Source organism: Streptomyces sp. NPDC002669 (genome assembly GCF_042889165.1).
Classification (GTDB): Bacteria; Actinomycetota; Actinomycetes; order Streptomycetales; family Streptomycetaceae; genus Streptomyces.
On the sequence record NZ_JBIAQQ010000031.1, the window covers coordinates 40,873 to 56,792 of the forward strand.

The following is a 15,920-nucleotide window of genomic DNA, read 5'->3' on the forward strand; positions in this document are numbered from 1 at the left end:
GATGTCGCGACTCGGCACCATCGGCGCCCGTCTCTACCGCGGCGAGGTCGGCTACGACTTCATCGGCAAGCGCAAGCTCTGGTACGGCGTCTCGATCCTGATCACCATCACGGCCATCGTCGGCCTGGTGGTCAGCGGCCTCAACATGGGCATCGAGTTCAAGGGCGGCGCGGTCTTCACCACCCCGAAGACCAGCACCACCGTCTCCGAGGCGGAGGACCTGGCCACGGAGGCCTCCGGCCACCAGGCGATCGTCCAGAAGCTCGGCAACGGCGGCCTGCGCATCCAGATCACCGAGGTCGACACCGCCAAGTCGGACCAGATCAAGGAACAGCTCTCCAAGGACCTCGACGTCCCCGCGGAGAAGATCGCCGCCGACCTGGTCGGCCCCAGCTGGGGTGAGCAGATCGCCAACAAGGCATGGACCGGCCTCGGCATCTTCATGGTCCTCGTGGTGGTCTACCTGGCCATCGCCTTCGAGTGGCGCATGGCCATCGCGGCCCTGGTCGCGCTGATCCACGACATCACCATCACGGTCGGCATCTACGCCCTGGTCGGCTTCGAGGTCACCCCCGGCACCGTGATCGGTCTGCTCACGATCCTCGGTTACTCCCTGTACGACACCGTCGTGGTCTTCGACAGCCTCAAGGAGAGCACGGTCGGCATCACCAAGCAGACCCGCTGGACCTACAGCGAGATCGCCAACCGGTCCATCAACGGCACGCTGGTGCGTTCCATCAACACCACCGTCGTGGCACTGCTGCCGGTCGCCGGCCTGCTCTTCATCGGTGGCGGTGTACTCGGCGCCGGCATGCTGAACGACATCTCGCTGTCGCTCTTCGTCGGTCTCGCCGCCGGTGCGTACTCCTCGATCTTCATCGCCACGCCGCTCGTCGCCGACCTCAAGGAACGCGACCCGCAGATGAAGGCCCTGAAGAAGCGGATCCTCGCCAAGCGCGCGGCGGCCGCCGCCAAGGGCGAGTCCGCCGAGGACGACCCGTCGGACGGCTCGGTCCAGGACACCGCCCCCGCCCCCGCCGCCGCGGTCGTCGGCCAGCGCCAGCAGCCCCCCAGGGGACACGGCCGGACCCCGGGGAAGCGTTGAGATGACCAGCACCACCGAAAGCACCCGTGAGCTCCTGCTCAGCCGGATCCGCGACGTACCGGACTACCCGAAGCCGGGCGTGATGTTCAAGGACATCACGCCGCTGCTCGCGGACCCGGCGGCGTTCACGGCCCTCACCGACGCCCTCGCGGAGCTGTGCGTACGGCACGGCGCCACGAAGGTCGTCGGCCTGGAGGCCCGCGGCTTCATCCTGGCCGCCCCGGTCGCGGTCCGGGCCGGGCTCGGCTTCGTCCCCGTCCGCAAGGCGGGCAAGCTGCCCGGAGCCACGCTCAGCCAGGCGTACGAGCTGGAGTACGGCACCGCCGAGATCGAGATCCACGCGGAGGACCTGTCCGCAGGCGACCGCATCATGGTCATCGACGACATCCTCGCGACCGGCGGCACCGCCGAGGCCTCGCTGGAGCTGATCCGTCGGGCCGGCGCCGAGGTCGCGGGTGTCGCGGTCCTCATGGAGCTCGGCTTCCTGGCCGGACGCGCCCGGCTGGAGCAGGGCCTGCGCAACGCTCCGCTGGAAGTGCTGATCACGGTCTGAGCCGTAGCGGACCGCACGCGGCGCCGCCTCGCACGACATGGGACGGACCCCCGGGAACAACCGGGGGTCCGTCCCGTGTTGTGGTGGGTCTCACGGTCCCCGGGGGAGGACCGGCCACCGGGTGGATACGATGGCCTTTCCGGGTATCCGGATCCGCACGAGGAGCGCTCTTGCCAGACGAGGCCCAGCCAGTCGCCGCCCCGCAGCCCGACAAGCCCGCGGCGGCCCCCGTCACGCCCGGGAAGAAGCAGCCCGCGGACAAGCCGAAGCCCCCGGCTCCAGAGCCCGGACCGGGCCCGGACCGGGCGGGCGCGCCGGCGTCCGGGGCCGCGTCCCCCGCGCAGCCGGTCGCGCCGACGCCCCCGGCCGCGTCCGCCCCGAAGCCCCCGGCGAAGCCCGCGGCCAAACCGGTTCCGCCGGGCGCGCCCACGACCCGATCCGGCGGCTCGTCCAACCGGGTACGGGCCAGGCTCGCCCGCCTCGGCGTGCAGCGCTCCAGCCCGTACAACCCGGTGCTCGAACCGCTGCTGCGCATCGTCCGCGGCAACGACCCCAAGATCGAGACCGCCACGCTGCGCCAGATCGAGCGCGCCTACCAGGTCGCCGAGCGCTGGCACCGCGGCCAGAAGCGCAAGAGCGGCGACCCGTACATCACGCACCCGCTCGCCGTCACCACCATCCTCGCCGAGCTGGGCATGGACCCGGCGACGCTGATGGCGGGGCTGCTGCACGACACGGTCGAGGACACCGAGTACGGCCTGGACACCCTGCGCCGCGACTTCGGCGACCAGGTCGCCCTGCTGGTCGACGGCGTCACCAAGCTGGACAAGGTCAAGTTCGGCGAGGCCGCCCAGGCCGAGACCGTGCGCAAGATGGTCGTCGCGATGGCCAAGGACCCCAGGGTCCTGGTCATCAAGCTCGCCGACCGCCTGCACAACATGCGCACCATGCGCTACCTCAAGCGGGAGAAGCAGGAGAAGAAGGCCCGCGAGACCCTGGAGATCTACGCCCCGCTGGCGCACCGGCTGGGCATGAACACCATCAAGTGGGAGCTGGAGGACCTCGCCTTCGCGATCCTCTACCCCAAGATGTACGACGAGATCGTCCGGCTCGTGGCCGAGCGGGCCCCCAAGCGCGACGAGTACCTCGCCATAGTGACCGACGAGGTCCAGGCAGACCTGCGGGCCGCCCGGATCAAGGCCACCGTCACGGGACGGCCGAAGCACTACTACAGCGTCTACCAGAAGATGATCGTGCGGGGCCGGGACTTCGCCGAGATCTACGACCTGGTGGGCATCCGCGTCCTCGTCGACACCGTCCGCGACTGCTACGCGGCGCTCGGCACCGTCCACGCGCGATGGAACCCGGTGCCCGGCCGGTTCAAGGACTACATCGCGATGCCCAAGTTCAACATGTACCAGTCGCTGCACACCACGGTGATCGGTCCCAGCGGCAAGCCCGTCGAGCTCCAGATCCGCACCTTCGACATGCACCGCCGTGCCGAGTACGGCATTGCCGCGCACTGGAAGTACAAGCAGGAGGCCGTCGCCGGTGCCTCCAAGGTGCGCACCGACGTCCCCAAGAACACCGGCCGCAGCCAGGACACCGTCAACGACATGGCATGGCTGCGCCAGCTCCTGGACTGGCAGAAGGAGACCGAGGACCCCAGCGAGTTCCTGGAGTCGCTGCGCTTCGACCTCTCCCGCAACGAGGTCTTCGTCTTCACGCCCAAGGGAGACGTCATAGCGCTTCCCGCGGGCGCGACGCCGGTCGACTTCGCGTACGCCGTGCACACGGAGGTGGGCCACCGGACCATAGGGGCCCGGGTCAACGGACGGCTCGTACCGCTCGAATCGACCCTGGACAACGGAGACCTGGTGGAGGTCTTCACCTCCAAGGCATCCGGCGCCGGGCCCTCCCGGGACTGGCTGGGCTTCGTCAAGTCGCCCCGTGCCCGCAACAAGATCCGGGCCTGGTTCTCCAAGGAGCGCCGCGACGAGGCGATCGAGCAGGGCAAGGACGCCATCGCGCGGGCCATGCGCAAGCAGAACCTGCCGATCCAGCGCATCCTGACGGGCGACTCCCTGGTCACCCTCGCCCACGAGATGCGCTACCCCGACATCTCGTCCCTGTACGCGGCGATCGGGGAGGGGCACGTCGCGGCCGCCGGGGTCGTGCAGAAACTGGTCCAGGCGCTCGGCGGCGAGGACGCCGCCAACGAGGACATCGCCGAGAGCGCGCCGCCCTCGCGCGGCCGCGGCAAGCGCCGTTCCAACGCCGACCCGGGCGTGGTCGTCAAGGGCGTCGAGGACGTCTGGGTGAAGCTGGCCCGCTGCTGCACCCCCGTCCCCGGAGACCCGATCATCGGCTTCGTCACCCGGGGCAGCGGCGTCTCCGTGCACCGCGCCGACTGCGTCAACGTCGACTCGCTGTCGCAGCAGCCGGAGCGGATCCTGGACGTCGAATGGGCACCGACCCAGTCCTCGGTCTTCCTGGTCGCCATCCAGGTCGAGGCGCTGGACCGGTCGCGGCTGCTGTCCGACGTCACCCGCGTCCTGTCCGACCAGCACGTCAACATCCTGTCGGCGGCCGTGCAGACCTCCCGGGACCGGGTGGCCACCTCGCGCTTCACCTTCGAGATGGGCGACCCGAAGCACCTCGGCCACGTACTGAAGGCGGTACGCGGCGTGGAGGGCGTCTACGACGTCTACCGGGTGACGTCGGCCCGCCGACCGTAGCGGCGGGCCGGGCGGTCTACGCGTCGACCTCGTACTGGCCGTACTCCAGGAAGTACCGCATCTCCTCGGGCGTGCCGTCGATGACCTCGATGACCGCCGCGCGCATCGCATCGCTGATGTCCGGGCGGGCGAGGATGCGGAAGAGGGCGACCTGGTCGTCCTCGGCCTGGGCGAGGCGGTAGCCGGTCTCCAGCCACTGGCGGATCTCCGACGCGGTGCCGGTGTCGAGGAGCGCGTTGATCTCCTTGACGACCCGCTTCCCGGAGTCCGGATCGGCGAGGATGCGGAAGAGGGCGACCTGGTCGTCCTCGGCCTGGGCCAGCGGGTAACCGGTCTTCAGGAAGGCCCGCATGGCTTCCGTGGTGCCGATGTCCAGGGCTTCGTTGGCCTCCCGGACGACTCTCTTGCCGCTGTCCTCGTCCGCCAGGATGCGCAGGATCGCGATCCTCAGGTCGTCGTCGGACATCTCGTCCACCGGGATGTCCGAGCCGCCGTCCGCCTGCACCGCGGTGACGGCGGCGGACGGGGACGCCGGTCCGGCGGCGAAGGCCGGACCGGACAGGAGGAGGGCCGGGGCGAGGGCGGCGGCTGCGGCGGTCAGGGCGACACGGGTGGGTCTCATCGGTGAACCTGCCTCACGTGTGGGCGAACGCGTCGGATCCGGCGCGAGAAGCGCGCCGGTGCGAAGATCATCCCTTCTCGACCCTCCCCGATTCACTGCCGGGTTCCGGCAGTTGTCGTGGCTGCATCGTTGCCGTCCGTGCCGCCCCGGGCACGCGAGAGGGGCCTCCCCGCGCGAACGCGGGAAAGCCCCTCGGGCGAAGTCGGGAGGCGTCAGCCGCCGAACTCCTCCAGGCCCTTCAGCGCCTGGTCGAGCAGCGCCTGCCGGCCCTCCAGCTCCTTGGCCAGCTTGTCGGCACGGGCGTTGTTGCCCGAGGCGCGGGCCGTGTCGATCTGCGTACGCAGCTTGTCCACGGCGGCCTGCAGCTGACCGGTCAGACCCGCGGCACGCGCACGCGCCTCCGGGTTCGTCCGCCGCCACTCCGACTCCTCGGCCTCCTGGAGCGCCCGCTCCACCGCGTGCATCCGCCCCTCGACCTTCGGGCGGGCGTCGCGCGGCACGTGGCCGATGGCCTCCCAGCGCTCGTTGATGGCCCGGAACGCGGCCCTGGCCGCCTTCAGGTCCTGCACCGGCACCAGCCGCTCGGCCTCGGTCGCGAGCTCCTCCTTCAGCTTGAGGTTCTCGCCCTGCTCCGCGTCCCGCTCGGCGAAGACCTCGCCGCGGGCGGCGAAGAAGACGTCCTGGGCGCCGCGGAAGCGGTTCCACAGCTCGTCCTCGGCCTCGCGCTGGGCGCGGCCCGCCGCCTTCCACTGGGTCATCAGGTCGCGGTAACGGGCGGCCGTGGCCCCCCAGTCCGTGGAACCGGAGAGCGACTCGGCCTCGGCGACCAGCTTCTCCTTGGCCTTGCGGGCCTCCTCGCGCTGGGCGTCCAGCGACGCGAAGTGGGCCTTGCGGCGCTTGGAGAACGCCGAGCGGGCATGCGAGAAGCGGTGCCACAGCTCGTCGTCGGACTTGCGGTCGAGCCGCGGCAGCCCCTTCCAGGTGTCGACGAGCGCCCGGAGCCGCTCGCCCGCGGAGCGCCACTGCTCGCTCTGCGCCAGCTCCTCGGCCTCGGCGACCAGCGCCTCCTTGGCACGCTTCGCCTCGTCGGTCTGCTTGGCCTTCTGGACCTTGCGCTCCTCGCGTCGCGAGTCGACCGCCGCGACGAGCGCGTCGAGCCGCTTGCGCAGCGCTTCGAGGTCGCCGACGGCATGGTGCTCGTCCACCTGCGTGCGCAGGTGCTCGATGGCGGTCGTGGCGTCCTTGGCCGACAGGTCGGTGGTCTTCACCCGCCGTTCGAGGAGGCCGATCTCGACCACAATGCCCTCGTACTTGCGCTCGAAGTAGGCCAGAGCCTCCTCGGGGGAACCCGCCTGCCACGATCCGACGACCTGCTCGCCGTCGGCTGTCCGCACGTACACGGTGCCGGTCTCATCGACACGGCCCCACGGGTCGCTGCTCACAGCGCCTCCTCCACCTGATGCCCGCGAGGGGGTTTTCGCCCCCTGGCATCGTCCACAGTTTCCTGGGGCGGGCAGCGCCCGCCCTGCACAACGCCAATCTAGGCGACCGGCCGCCCGGCTGTCCGCACTCGGCGGGGCCGAAAAAAATCCGTCCCGCGCTCGTCGTCACCGGCCGGCCCGGTCCGGCCGCCCCGACCGGATCACGACTTGTCGACGGCGGCCTTCGAGATGTCCACGGCCTTCTTCGGCGCACCGTCGGCGGCACCGCCCGCCACGCCCGCCGCACCGATGTCCTTGACGGCCTTCAGCGAGGCGTCGTCCATCGTGCCGAACGGAGTGTAGGTGGGCGGCAGCTTGCTGTCCTTGTAGACCAGGAAGAACTGGCTGCCGCCGGTGTGCGGCTGGCCGGTGTTCGCCATCGCCACCGTGCCCGCCGGGTAGGTCACCGTGCCGTCCGCGCCCGCCTTGCCCAGCCCGGTCAGGTTCTCGTCCGGGATCGTGTAGCCGGGGCCGCCGGTGCCGTCGCCCTTGGGGTCGCCGCACTGCAGGACGAAGATGCCCTGCGTGGTCAGCCGGTGGCACTTCGTGCCGTCGAAGAAGCCCTTGTCGGCCAGCGCCTTGAAGGAATTCGTGGTGTGCGGGGTCTTCGCCGCCTTCATGGTGAACGCGAGGTCGCCCTGGCTCGTCTTGAGCGACATCGTGTACTCGGCCTTCTTGTCGATCTTCATCGCCGGCTCGGGCGCACTGCTCTCGCTCGGCGACGCGGAGGCCGACGGGCTCGCGCTCGCGGACGCGTCGGACTTGTCCTTCTTGTCGTCGTCGCCCATGGCGAGGTAGGTGCCCCCCGCGATGACCGCCACCACGGCCACCGAGGAGGCGATGACGACCGCCAGCCGCCGGGTCCTGCGACGGGCCTCCTCCCGGCGCTGCTGCTGCCGCTCGAACTTCTCCCTGGCGAGCTGCCGCCGCCGCTGATCGCTGCTGACCACCGGGTGTTCTCCTTGTAGGTCGTCCGTATGAGGCCTGGGCTGCCCGTACCGTATATGGGTTGGCTGTGGAATGAGGAGCGCCGGTAGGCTCTGGTACTGCCGCGACCTTCTCAGTCGCCATCCGTTGTCGGACGACCATTAAGGACGATCGTGCTCATTGCCGGGTTCCCCGCAGGGGCCTGGGGGACCAACTGTTACCTGGTCGCCCCGGCCGCCGGTGAGGAATGCGTGATCATCGACCCGGGCCACCAGGCCGCGGCCGGAGTCGAGGAAGCGCTGAAGAAGCATCGGCTGAAGCCCGTCGCCGTCGTACTGACCCACGGCCACATCGACCACGTCGCATCGGTCGTCCCGGTGTGCGGCGCGCACGACGTCCCCGCCTGGATCCACCCCGAGGACCGTTACATGATGAGCGACCCGGAGAAGGCCCTGGGCCGTTCCATCGGGATGCCGCTCATGGGCGAGCTGACGGTGGGGGAGCCGGACGACGTCCAGGAGCTGAGCGACGGCGCGCTCCTGAAGCTGGCCGGTCTGGAATTCGGTGTCTCGCATGCGCCCGGCCATACCAAGGGGTCGGTGACGTTCAGGATGCCCGAGGTCGCGGATGTTCCGCAGATCCTCTTCTCGGGCGACCTGCTCTTCGCCGGCTCCGTCGGACGCACCGACCTGCCCGGCGGCGACCACGCCGAGCTGCTCGAGTCGCTGGCCCGTGTGTGCCTGCCGCTCGACGACTCGACCGTGGTGCTGTCCGGCCATGGCCCCCAGACGACCATCGGCCGCGAGCGCGTCTCCAACCCGTTCCTGAACGGGATGGACGCGCCCCGACGAGGAATGTAGACGAGAGAAAATCGTGAGCACCTTCAAGGCCCCCAAGGGCACGTACGACCTGACCCCGCCCGATTCCGCCAAGTACCTCGCGGTGCGCGAGGCGCTCGCCGCCCCCCTGAAGAACTCCGGCTACGGCTACATCGAGACGCCCGGCTTCGAGGACGTGGCCCTCTTCTCCCGCGGAGTCGGTGAGTCCACCGACATCGTGACCAAGGAGATGTACACCCTCACCACCAAGGGCGGCTCCGAGCTCGCGCTGCGTCCCGAGGGCACCGCCTCCGTGCTGCGCGCCGCGCTGGAGGCCAACCTCCACAAGCTCGGCAACCTGCCGGTGAAGCTCTGGTACTCCGGCTCGTACTACCGCTACGAGCGCCCGCAGAAGGGCCGCTACCGGCACTTCTCGCAGGTCGGTGCCGAGGCGATCGGTGCCGAGGACCCGGCGCTGGACGCCGAGCTGATCATCCTGGCCGACCAGGCGTACCGCACGCTCGGTCTGCGGAACTTCCGCATCCTGCTCAACTCGCTGGGCGACAAGGAGTGCCGCCCCGTCTACCGGGACGCGCTCCAGGGCTTCCTGCGCGAGCTCGACCTGGACGAGGAGACCCGCCGCCGCATCGAGATCAACCCGCTCCGGGTCCTCGACGACAAGCGGTCCGAGGTGCAGAAGCAGCTGGCCGGCGCCCCGGTGCTGCGCGACTACCTCTGCGACGCCTGCAAGGCGTACCACGAGGAGGTGCGCGACCTGCTCTCCGCGGCGGGCGTGGTGTACGAGGACGACGAGAAGCTGGTCCGCGGCCTCGACTACTACACCCGCACCACCTTCGAGTTCGTGCACGACGGACTCGGCTCGCAGTCCGCGGTGGGCGGCGGCGGCCGTTACGACGGGCTGTCCGAGATGATCGGCGGTCCGGCGCTCCCGTCGGTCGGCTGGGCGCTCGGCGTGGACCGCACGGTGCTCGCGCTGGAGGCGGAGGGCGTCGAGCTCGAACTGCCCGCGACCACCAGCGTGTTCGCCGTACCCCTCGGTGAGGAGGCCCGCCGGGTGCTCTTCGGCGTCGTCACGCAGCTGCGCCGCGACGGTGTGGCGGCGGACTTCGCGTACGGGAACCGCGGCCTCAAGGGCGCGATGAAGAGCGCGAACCGGTCGGGTGCGCGGTTCACGATCGTCGCGGGCGAGCGCGATCTGGCCGAGGGCGTCGCCCAGCTCAAGGACATGGAGTCCGGCGAGCAGACGGCGGTGCCCCTGCCGGAGATCGCCGGGACGATCCGCGAGCGCCTGGCCCGGTAGCACCCGGCGTCGTCCGCCCGGGCGGGATTCCGACGAGCGGTGTGAACGCCATGACCGGCTGGCCGGGGCACGTGCCCCGGCCAGCCGGTTCTTCGTCGGCGCGAGGGCGGCGCGGGAGGGCGCCAGGTCGTCGCACGGCCCGGAGCGGGACGGTCGCCACGCCCCTTTCGGTCCGTCACGTCGTCAACTTGGCGTGTGCGGATTCATTCTGACGAATGACTCCTGGTCGGAAACCTCAATGATGGCCGGTACGGGCCGGGTTGACGTCGGGACCGGTGGATTCCCGGGTCCGGACCGTCGGCCGGAGGCGCCGGGTGCGAGATGCCCGCAGGTCCGGCACTTCCACCGCGCACGGGCGCGTGCCGGGAGTGCGCGAAGGCCCCTGCGCGCCGCCTCGGCCGGAAACGAACCGTGGGCGCATCTTTATGTTCATCGAACGGAGATGCGACACCCCGGTGCGGCACAATGACCGTGCCCAGCAGGCCACTCACTGATGGAACGGCGATATGACGACTGCAGCGGTTGACCATTCCTCTCCCGACCAGGACGAGGACGGCGGGACGAGGACCATCGGCGGCAGTCGGGCGCTCGCACTGCTGCTGGTGATCACGGGCGCTGCCGGACTCCTCGCCGCCTGGGTCATCACGATCGACAAGTTCAAGCTGCTGGAGGACCCCAACTTCACGCCGGGCTGCAGCCTCAACCCGGTCGTCGCCTGCGGCAACATCATGAAGAGCGAGCAGGCGGCCGCCTTCGGCTTCCCGAACCCGATGCTCGGCATGGCCACCTACCCGGTGATCATCGGCATCGGGCTGGCGCTGCTGGCGGGCGCCCGCTTCCGCAGCTGGTACTGGCTCGGGATGAACGCCGGCACGCTGTTCGGTGTCGGTTTCTGCACCTGGCTCCAGTACCAGTCGCTCTACAACATCAACTCGCTCTGCCTGTGGTGCTGCCTGGCCTGGGTCGCCACGATCTTCATGTTCTGCTACGTCACCACGCACAACATCAAGCACCGGATCATTCCCGCGCCGAACTGGCTGCGCACCGGGCTGACGGAGTTCCACTGGGTGCCGCCGGTCCTGTGGATCGGCATCATCGGCATGCTGATCCTGACCCGCTGGTGGGACTTCTGGACCAGCTGACCGGCCCGCACCCCCCGCCGGACGACCGGCCCGGCGGGGATGCCGGTGCCGTGGCATAGGCTTCAGGACGTGGAGCCCGACCTCTTTACCGCAGCAGCCGAAGACCGCCAGGAGAAGGACCCGGCCGGCAGTCCCCTGGCCGTCCGGATGCGCCCCCGCACCCTCGACGAGGTCGTCGGCCAGCAGCACCTGCTCAAACCGGGCTCCCCCCTGCGCCGCCTCGTCGGCGAGGGCAACGGCGGCCCGGCGGGTCCCTCGTCGGTGATCCTCTGGGGTCCGCCCGGCATCGGGAAGACGACCTTGGCGTACGTGGTCAGCAAGGCCACCAACAAGCGCTTCGTCGAACTCTCCGCGATCACCGCGGGCGTCAAGGAAGTGCGCGCCGTCATCGAGGGCGCCCGGCGCGCGACCGGCGGCTACGGCAAGGAGACCGTCCTCTTCCTCGACGAGATCCACCGCTTCTCCAAGGCGCAGCAGGACTCCCTGCTCCCGGCCGTGGAGAACCGCTGGGTGACGCTGATCGCGGCGACCACGGAGAATCCGTACTTCTCGGTGATCTCGCCGCTGCTGTCCCGCTCGCTGCTGCTCACCCTGGAACCGCTCACCGACGACGACCTGCGCGGCCTGCTGCGGCGCGCGCTGACCGACGAGCGCGGGCTCGGCGGCGCGGTGACGCTGCCCGGGGACGCCGAGACGCATCTGCTGCGCATCGCGGGCGGGGACGCCCGCCGGGCACTGACCGCGCTGGAGGCCGCGGCCGGCGCGGCGCTGGCCAAGCAGGAGAAGGAGATCAGCCTCCGCACCCTGGAGGAGACCGTCGACCGCGCGGCCGTCACGTACGACCGTGACGGCGACCAGCACTACGACGTCGCGAGCGCCCTCATCAAATCGATCCGGGGCTCCGACGTGGACGCCGCGCTGCACTACCTGGCCCGGATGATCGAGGCGGGGGAGGACCCCCGGTTCATCGCCCGCCGGCTGATGATCTCGGCCAGCGAGGACATCGGCCTGGCCGACCCCACGGCACTGCCCACCGCCGTGGCCGCCGCCCAGGCGGTCGCCATGATCGGCTTCCCGGAGGCGGCGCTCACCCTGAGCCACGCCACGATCGCCCTGGCCCTCGCGCCCAAGTCCAACGCGGCGACGCTGGCGATCTTCGCCGCCCAGGAGGACGTGCGCAAGGGGCTCGCCGGGCCGGTCCCCGCCCATCTGCGCGACGGCCACTACAAGGGCGCCGCCAAGCTGGGGCACGCCCGGGGCTATGTGTATCCGCACGACGTCCCCGGCGGCATCGCCGCCCAGCAGTACGCTCCGGAAGCGGTCCGCGACAAGCACTACTACCGGCCCACGCGCTACGGCGCGGAGGCACGCTACGCGGACGTGGTGGACCGGGTGCGCGAGCGGCTCGGCCGCACGGAGCCCGGCCCGTCCGAGGGCTGAGGGGACCCGGCCGCGCCCCCGTTGTTCCGGCTCAGCGCGCCGCCGCCTCGAAGAGGGTGTGCATGGCGTGGCTCAGGTCGATGACGTCCCGCACCGGCGCGGGGAACTCGAAGCGCGCGTCATAGGACTGCCCCGCCCCCTCGCGCAGCCGGACCCGCAGCCCGTACCGGTCCAGTGCCAGCGGGACGACCGAGGGCAGGTGCGCCGCGCAGCGGCGGGCCGTCCGCTCGCCCAGCAGCCCGCACAGGGTCCGCAGCTGTTCGCCATGCGCCGCGTGCAGGTGCTGGAGCAGCTCCGCCTCGTGCACGCAGAGCGGGTCGGGGGCCGCGTCCCGCAGCTCGTCGGGTGCGACCTCCTGCGCGCCCCACAGGTCGTCGACGTACGCCTCGGCCGTCTCCAGCCGGAGCGTCGCGCGGCCGGGGCCCGAGACGCCGGGCACGGAGGTCAGCGGGCCGCAGACCCACGCGCGGCCGCGGATGCGGTGCGGCACGGAGACCGGGGCGACGTCCGTGATCTCCAGCACGGCGGACAGCTCGTCGTCCTCGGCGTGCGTCGCGGCCCGTACGACGGGGGAGCCGGCGGGCAGTTCGAGGAACAGGTCCCCGTCCGGACCCACGTTCCTGGCCAGGGGCATCAGGTGGTCCGGGGGCACATGGCGCAGCCCGGGAACGAGCAGCACGGCGGAGCAGGTACTCTGTACGAGAGTTCGTGTGCGCTCGGCTGCTGACGGCATCCGAGTGGTTTCAAGCCCGCTGGGGCGCGGCTGACCACGATCTGATCGGTCCTCCGTCGTATCGGCATCCCGTGGGGTGTCGACGCTGTCAGTGCTGTCCGTGATGTGACTGGTGTTCCCCGGGCGAGACATGCGATCTCCTCAACTAAGGTGAGCCTAACCTAACCTACAACGGAGGTCTGGAGAACGTGCCTAACCAGTCGCGTCCCAAGGTCAAGAAGAGCCGTGCGCTCGGCATCGCGCTGACGCCGAAGGCCGTCAAGTACTTCGAGGCCCGCCCCTACCCGCCGGGCGAGCACGGCCGTGGCCGCAAGCAGAACTCGGACTACAAGGTCCGTCTGCTGGAGAAGCAGCGTCTGCGCGCGCAGTACGACATCAGCGAGAAGCAGATGGCCCGCGCCTACGACCGCGCCAAGAAGGCCGAGGGCAAGACGGGCGAGGCGCTCGTCGTCGAGCTCGAGCGTCGCCTCGACGCCCTGGTGCTGCGTTCGGGTATCGCCCGCACCATCTACCAGGCCCGTCAGATGGTCGTGCACGGCCACATCGAGGTCAACGGTGGCAAGGTCGACAAGCCGTCGTTCCGCGTGCGCCCCGACGACATCGTCATGGTCCGCGAGCGCAGCCGCTCCAAGGTCCCCTTCCAGGTGGCCCGTGAGGGTGGCTACGCCCCCGACGGCGAGACCCCGCGCTACCTGCAGGTGAACCTGAAGGCCCTGGCCTTCCGCCTTGACCGGGACCCGAACCGCAAGGAAATCCCCGTGATCTGCGACGAGCAGCTCGTCGTCGAGTACTACGCCCGCTGATCAGGCGCAGTCGTTTCACGAGCGTTCCGGCCCACCCCTCCCGGATGTACGGGAGGCGGTGGGCCGCCGCCTTTTCCCGGGGTTGGTCCGGGGCTCGGAACGCTGCGCCCGGTCCGCGGGGCCGTCCGCCAGCGCCCTGGCCACCACCGCGTCCAGATCCAGCAGCCCGCCCGTGCGCAGGGCCGCCTCGTAGGGGCCGTCGCCCAGCTCCCGGCGGGCCAGCTGCTCGCAACGGAACCTGGGCTGCCCGTAGTGCGCCGAACCGAACAGCGGCAGCCCCACCGACGGCCAGATCCGGTCGGCGGCCCCCTGGAGCACCGCGGCCTCCGCGGCATCGCCCTGGACCGCCGTCACCAGCGCCAGCAGCTCCAGGGCGAGCACCGAACCGAGCAGGTCGTGGAAGGCGTGGCCGATCGCCAGACACTTGCCGAGCAGCTCCCGGGCCCGGTCCGGCCGGCCCCGTTGCAGCGCCGCGAAGGCCAGCGCGTACAGCGCGTACGACAGGGCCCACTGCTCCCCGTGGTCCTCGCAGACCTCCCTGACCTCCTGGCAGATCTCGGCCGCCGTGTCGAGGTCCCCCTGGAAACCGATCACCGTCGCCAGCTCGATCCGGGCCATCAGCACATTGCTGTTCAGTTCGCCGAGCTCCCGGTAGCGGCCGAGCGCGTCGTCCAGCAGCCGCCGCGCCCTGGCCAGGTCGTCGGTGACCAGTGCCAGACCGCCCATCCGGTGCACCGCGTAGGCGAGCGCCGTGGGGTCACCGGCCCGCTCCGCCTCGTCCCGGCACTCCTGGAGCGCGGAGATCGCACCGACCGGGTCGCCCTGGAGCACGGAGACCTGCCCGAGCACCCACAGCGCCTTCAGCCGCGAGGAGTCGTACGCGGTGCCCTCCTCCAGCACGTGGTCCAGCCAGTGCCGGCCCTCCGAGAGCCGGCCGCAGCCCACCCAGAGGAACCAGAGGGTGCCGGCCAGGTACTGCGCGAGATGGGCCTCGCCCGGACTCTCCAGCGAGTACTCCATCGCCTGCCGCAGATTCGGCAGCTCGCTCTCGGCGCGGGCGGCCACCTCGGCCTGCCGCGGACCGAACCAGTCCAGTTCGCACCAGGTCGCGAGCCCCACGAACCAGTCCCGGTGGCGACGGCGCAGCCGGTCCGCGTCACCGGTGGCCGCCAGCCACTCGGCGCCGTACTCCCGCATCGTGTCCAGCATCCGGTAGCGGGTGCCCTGCTCGGTGTCCTCGCGCAGCACGACGGACTGCGCCAGCAGCGCGGACAGCACGTCGAGCACCGACTCGGCCGGCAGCCCCGCACCACCGCAGATGTATTCGACGGACTCCAGATCGAACTGTCCGGCGAACACCGAGAGCCGGGCCCAGAGCAGCCGCTGCTCCGGGGCGCAGAGCTCATGGCTCCAGCCGATGGCCGTGCGGAGGGTCTGGTGGCGCGCGGGCGCGCTGCGGCTGGAGCCGGTCAGCAGCCGGAAGCGGTCGTCCAGGCGCTGCAGCACCTGCTCGGTGGACAGGGCGCGCAGCCGTCCGGCGGCCAGTTCCAGGGCGAGCGGGATCCCGTCCAGGCGGCGGCACAGCTCCCGGGTGATCGCACGGTTGTGGTCGGTCAGCCGGAACCCGGGCCGCACCGCGGCGGCCCGTTCGGCGAAGAGCCGTATCGCGTCCTCGTCCCTCATCGGCGGGAGCGGGAGAACGAGCTCCCCGTCCAGCTCCAGCGGCAGCCGCCCGGCGGCCAGCACCCGCAGGTACGGGGCCCGGCGCAGCAGCTCCCGCACCAGCCCGGCGCAGTCGTCCACCAGGTGTTCGAAGCCGTCGATCACCAGGAGCATCCGGCGCGGGGCCAGATGGTCGAGGAGGGCCGTGCGGGGCGGTCTGCCGGTGTGGTCGGTGAGCCCCAGGGCGTCCGCCAGGGCGTGTTCCAGCAGCTCGGGGTCGTGGACCGCGGAGAGCTCCGCCACCCGGACCCCGTCGCAGTACCGTTTCTCCAGAAGCGCGGCGATCCTGGTGACGCAGCGGGTCTTGCCCACGCCGCCCACCCCGACCACGGTGACGAGCCGCGACTCGTCGAGCAGCCGGACGAGGTCGGTGAGTTCGTTCTCCCGCCCCACGAAACTGCTCAGCTCCGCCGGAAGGTTTCCGGACGAGGCGGGAGCGCTCGGATCGCGGGGGGACGGAAGGGGGCGCTGGGGGCGTCGCATGAAACACGCAGAGTACTGGCACGTAAGCTCTC

At 70.8% G+C, this 15,920-nt stretch carries 13 protein-coding genes; 8 read left to right on the top strand and 5 right to left on the bottom strand.

Annotated elements, in window-relative coordinates:
• Position 1 precedes the first annotated feature (1 nt).
• The 3 genes from secF to ACFYW1_RS32910 all read left to right on the top strand — a co-directional run bounded on the left by secF (position 2) and on the right by ACFYW1_RS32910 (position 4,396).
• Positions 2 to 1,105: a protein translocase subunit SecF gene (secF, locus tag ACFYW1_RS32900; RefSeq protein ID WP_389001552.1), complete on the top strand. Its 1,104-nt coding sequence runs from the start codon at positions 2 to 4 to the stop codon at positions 1,103 to 1,105.
• Position 1,106: 1 nt separating this feature from the next.
• Positions 1,107 to 1,658, top strand: a complete 552-nt coding sequence (locus ACFYW1_RS32905; RefSeq protein ID WP_389001555.1) for an adenine phosphoribosyltransferase — start codon at positions 1,107 to 1,109, stop codon at positions 1,656 to 1,658.
• A gap of 170 nt (positions 1,659 to 1,828) precedes the next feature.
• Positions 1,829 to 4,396: a RelA/SpoT family protein gene (locus tag ACFYW1_RS32910; RefSeq protein WP_389001558.1), complete on the top strand. Its 2,568-nt coding sequence runs from the start codon at positions 1,829 to 1,831 to the stop codon at positions 4,394 to 4,396.
• Between the two features lie 16 nt (positions 4,397 to 4,412).
• Here ACFYW1_RS32910 and ACFYW1_RS32915 read toward each other — a convergent pair whose 3' ends face one another.
• From ACFYW1_RS32915 to ACFYW1_RS32925, 3 genes are all read right to left on the bottom strand, one after another.
• Positions 4,413 to 5,018, bottom strand: a complete 606-nt coding sequence (locus tag ACFYW1_RS32915; RefSeq protein WP_389001561.1) for an ALF repeat-containing protein — start codon at positions 5,016 to 5,018, stop codon at positions 4,413 to 4,415.
• Between the two features lie 212 nt (positions 5,019 to 5,230).
• The gene (locus ACFYW1_RS32920) at positions 5,231 to 6,460 is read right to left on the bottom strand and encodes a DUF349 domain-containing protein (RefSeq protein ID WP_389001564.1); all 1,230 of its coding nucleotides are present in this window, start codon (positions 6,458 to 6,460) and stop codon (positions 5,231 to 5,233) included.
• Between the two features lie 200 nt (positions 6,461 to 6,660).
• Complete coding sequence (locus tag ACFYW1_RS32925; protein ID WP_389001567.1) at positions 6,661 to 7,449, bottom strand: peptidylprolyl isomerase; 789 nt, start codon at positions 7,447 to 7,449, stop codon at positions 6,661 to 6,663.
• A gap of 150 nt (positions 7,450 to 7,599) precedes the next feature.
• Between ACFYW1_RS32925 and ACFYW1_RS32930 the strand changes: the two genes are divergently transcribed.
• The 4 genes from ACFYW1_RS32930 (at position 7,600) to ACFYW1_RS32945 (ending at position 12,147) form a co-directional block, all read left to right on the top strand.
• Positions 7,600 to 8,286 (top strand): MBL fold metallo-hydrolase, encoded by a 687-nt coding sequence (locus tag ACFYW1_RS32930; RefSeq protein ID WP_389001570.1) that lies wholly within the window; start codon positions 7,600 to 7,602, stop codon positions 8,284 to 8,286.
• A gap of 13 nt (positions 8,287 to 8,299) precedes the next feature.
• Positions 8,300 to 9,565, top strand: a complete 1,266-nt coding sequence (hisS, locus tag ACFYW1_RS32935; protein WP_389001573.1) for a histidine--tRNA ligase — start codon at positions 8,300 to 8,302, stop codon at positions 9,563 to 9,565.
• A gap of 506 nt (positions 9,566 to 10,071) precedes the next feature.
• Complete coding sequence (locus tag ACFYW1_RS32940; protein ID WP_389001576.1) at positions 10,072 to 10,707, top strand: vitamin K epoxide reductase family protein; 636 nt, start codon at positions 10,072 to 10,074, stop codon at positions 10,705 to 10,707.
• A 69-nt stretch (positions 10,708 to 10,776) separates the two neighbouring features.
• Positions 10,777 to 12,147 (top strand): replication-associated recombination protein A, encoded by a 1,371-nt coding sequence (locus ACFYW1_RS32945; protein WP_389001579.1) that lies wholly within the window; start codon positions 10,777 to 10,779, stop codon positions 12,145 to 12,147.
• 31 nt (positions 12,148 to 12,178) lie between these two features.
• On the opposite strand, the gene ACFYW1_RS32950 is transcribed toward ACFYW1_RS32945, so the two are convergent.
• Positions 12,179 to 12,880, bottom strand: coding sequence for a DUF2470 domain-containing protein (locus ACFYW1_RS32950; RefSeq protein WP_389001582.1), 702 nt, complete (start codon positions 12,878 to 12,880; stop codon positions 12,179 to 12,181).
• Positions 12,881 to 13,068: 188 nt separating this feature from the next.
• On the opposite strand from ACFYW1_RS32950, the gene rpsD reads away from it, so the two are divergent.
• Positions 13,069 to 13,683 carry a 30S ribosomal protein S4 gene (gene rpsD, locus ACFYW1_RS32955; protein WP_389001585.1) on the top strand — a complete coding sequence of 205 codons (615 nt, stop codon included), beginning with the start codon at positions 13,069 to 13,071 and terminating at the stop codon, positions 13,681 to 13,683.
• Between the two features lie 15 nt (positions 13,684 to 13,698).
• On the opposite strand, the gene ACFYW1_RS32960 is transcribed toward rpsD, so the two are convergent.
• The gene (locus tag ACFYW1_RS32960; RefSeq protein ID WP_389001589.1) at positions 13,699 to 15,888 is read right to left on the bottom strand and encodes an ATP-binding protein; all 2,190 of its coding nucleotides are present in this window, start codon (positions 15,886 to 15,888) and stop codon (positions 13,699 to 13,701) included.
• Positions 15,889 to 15,920: the final 32 nt, after the last annotated feature.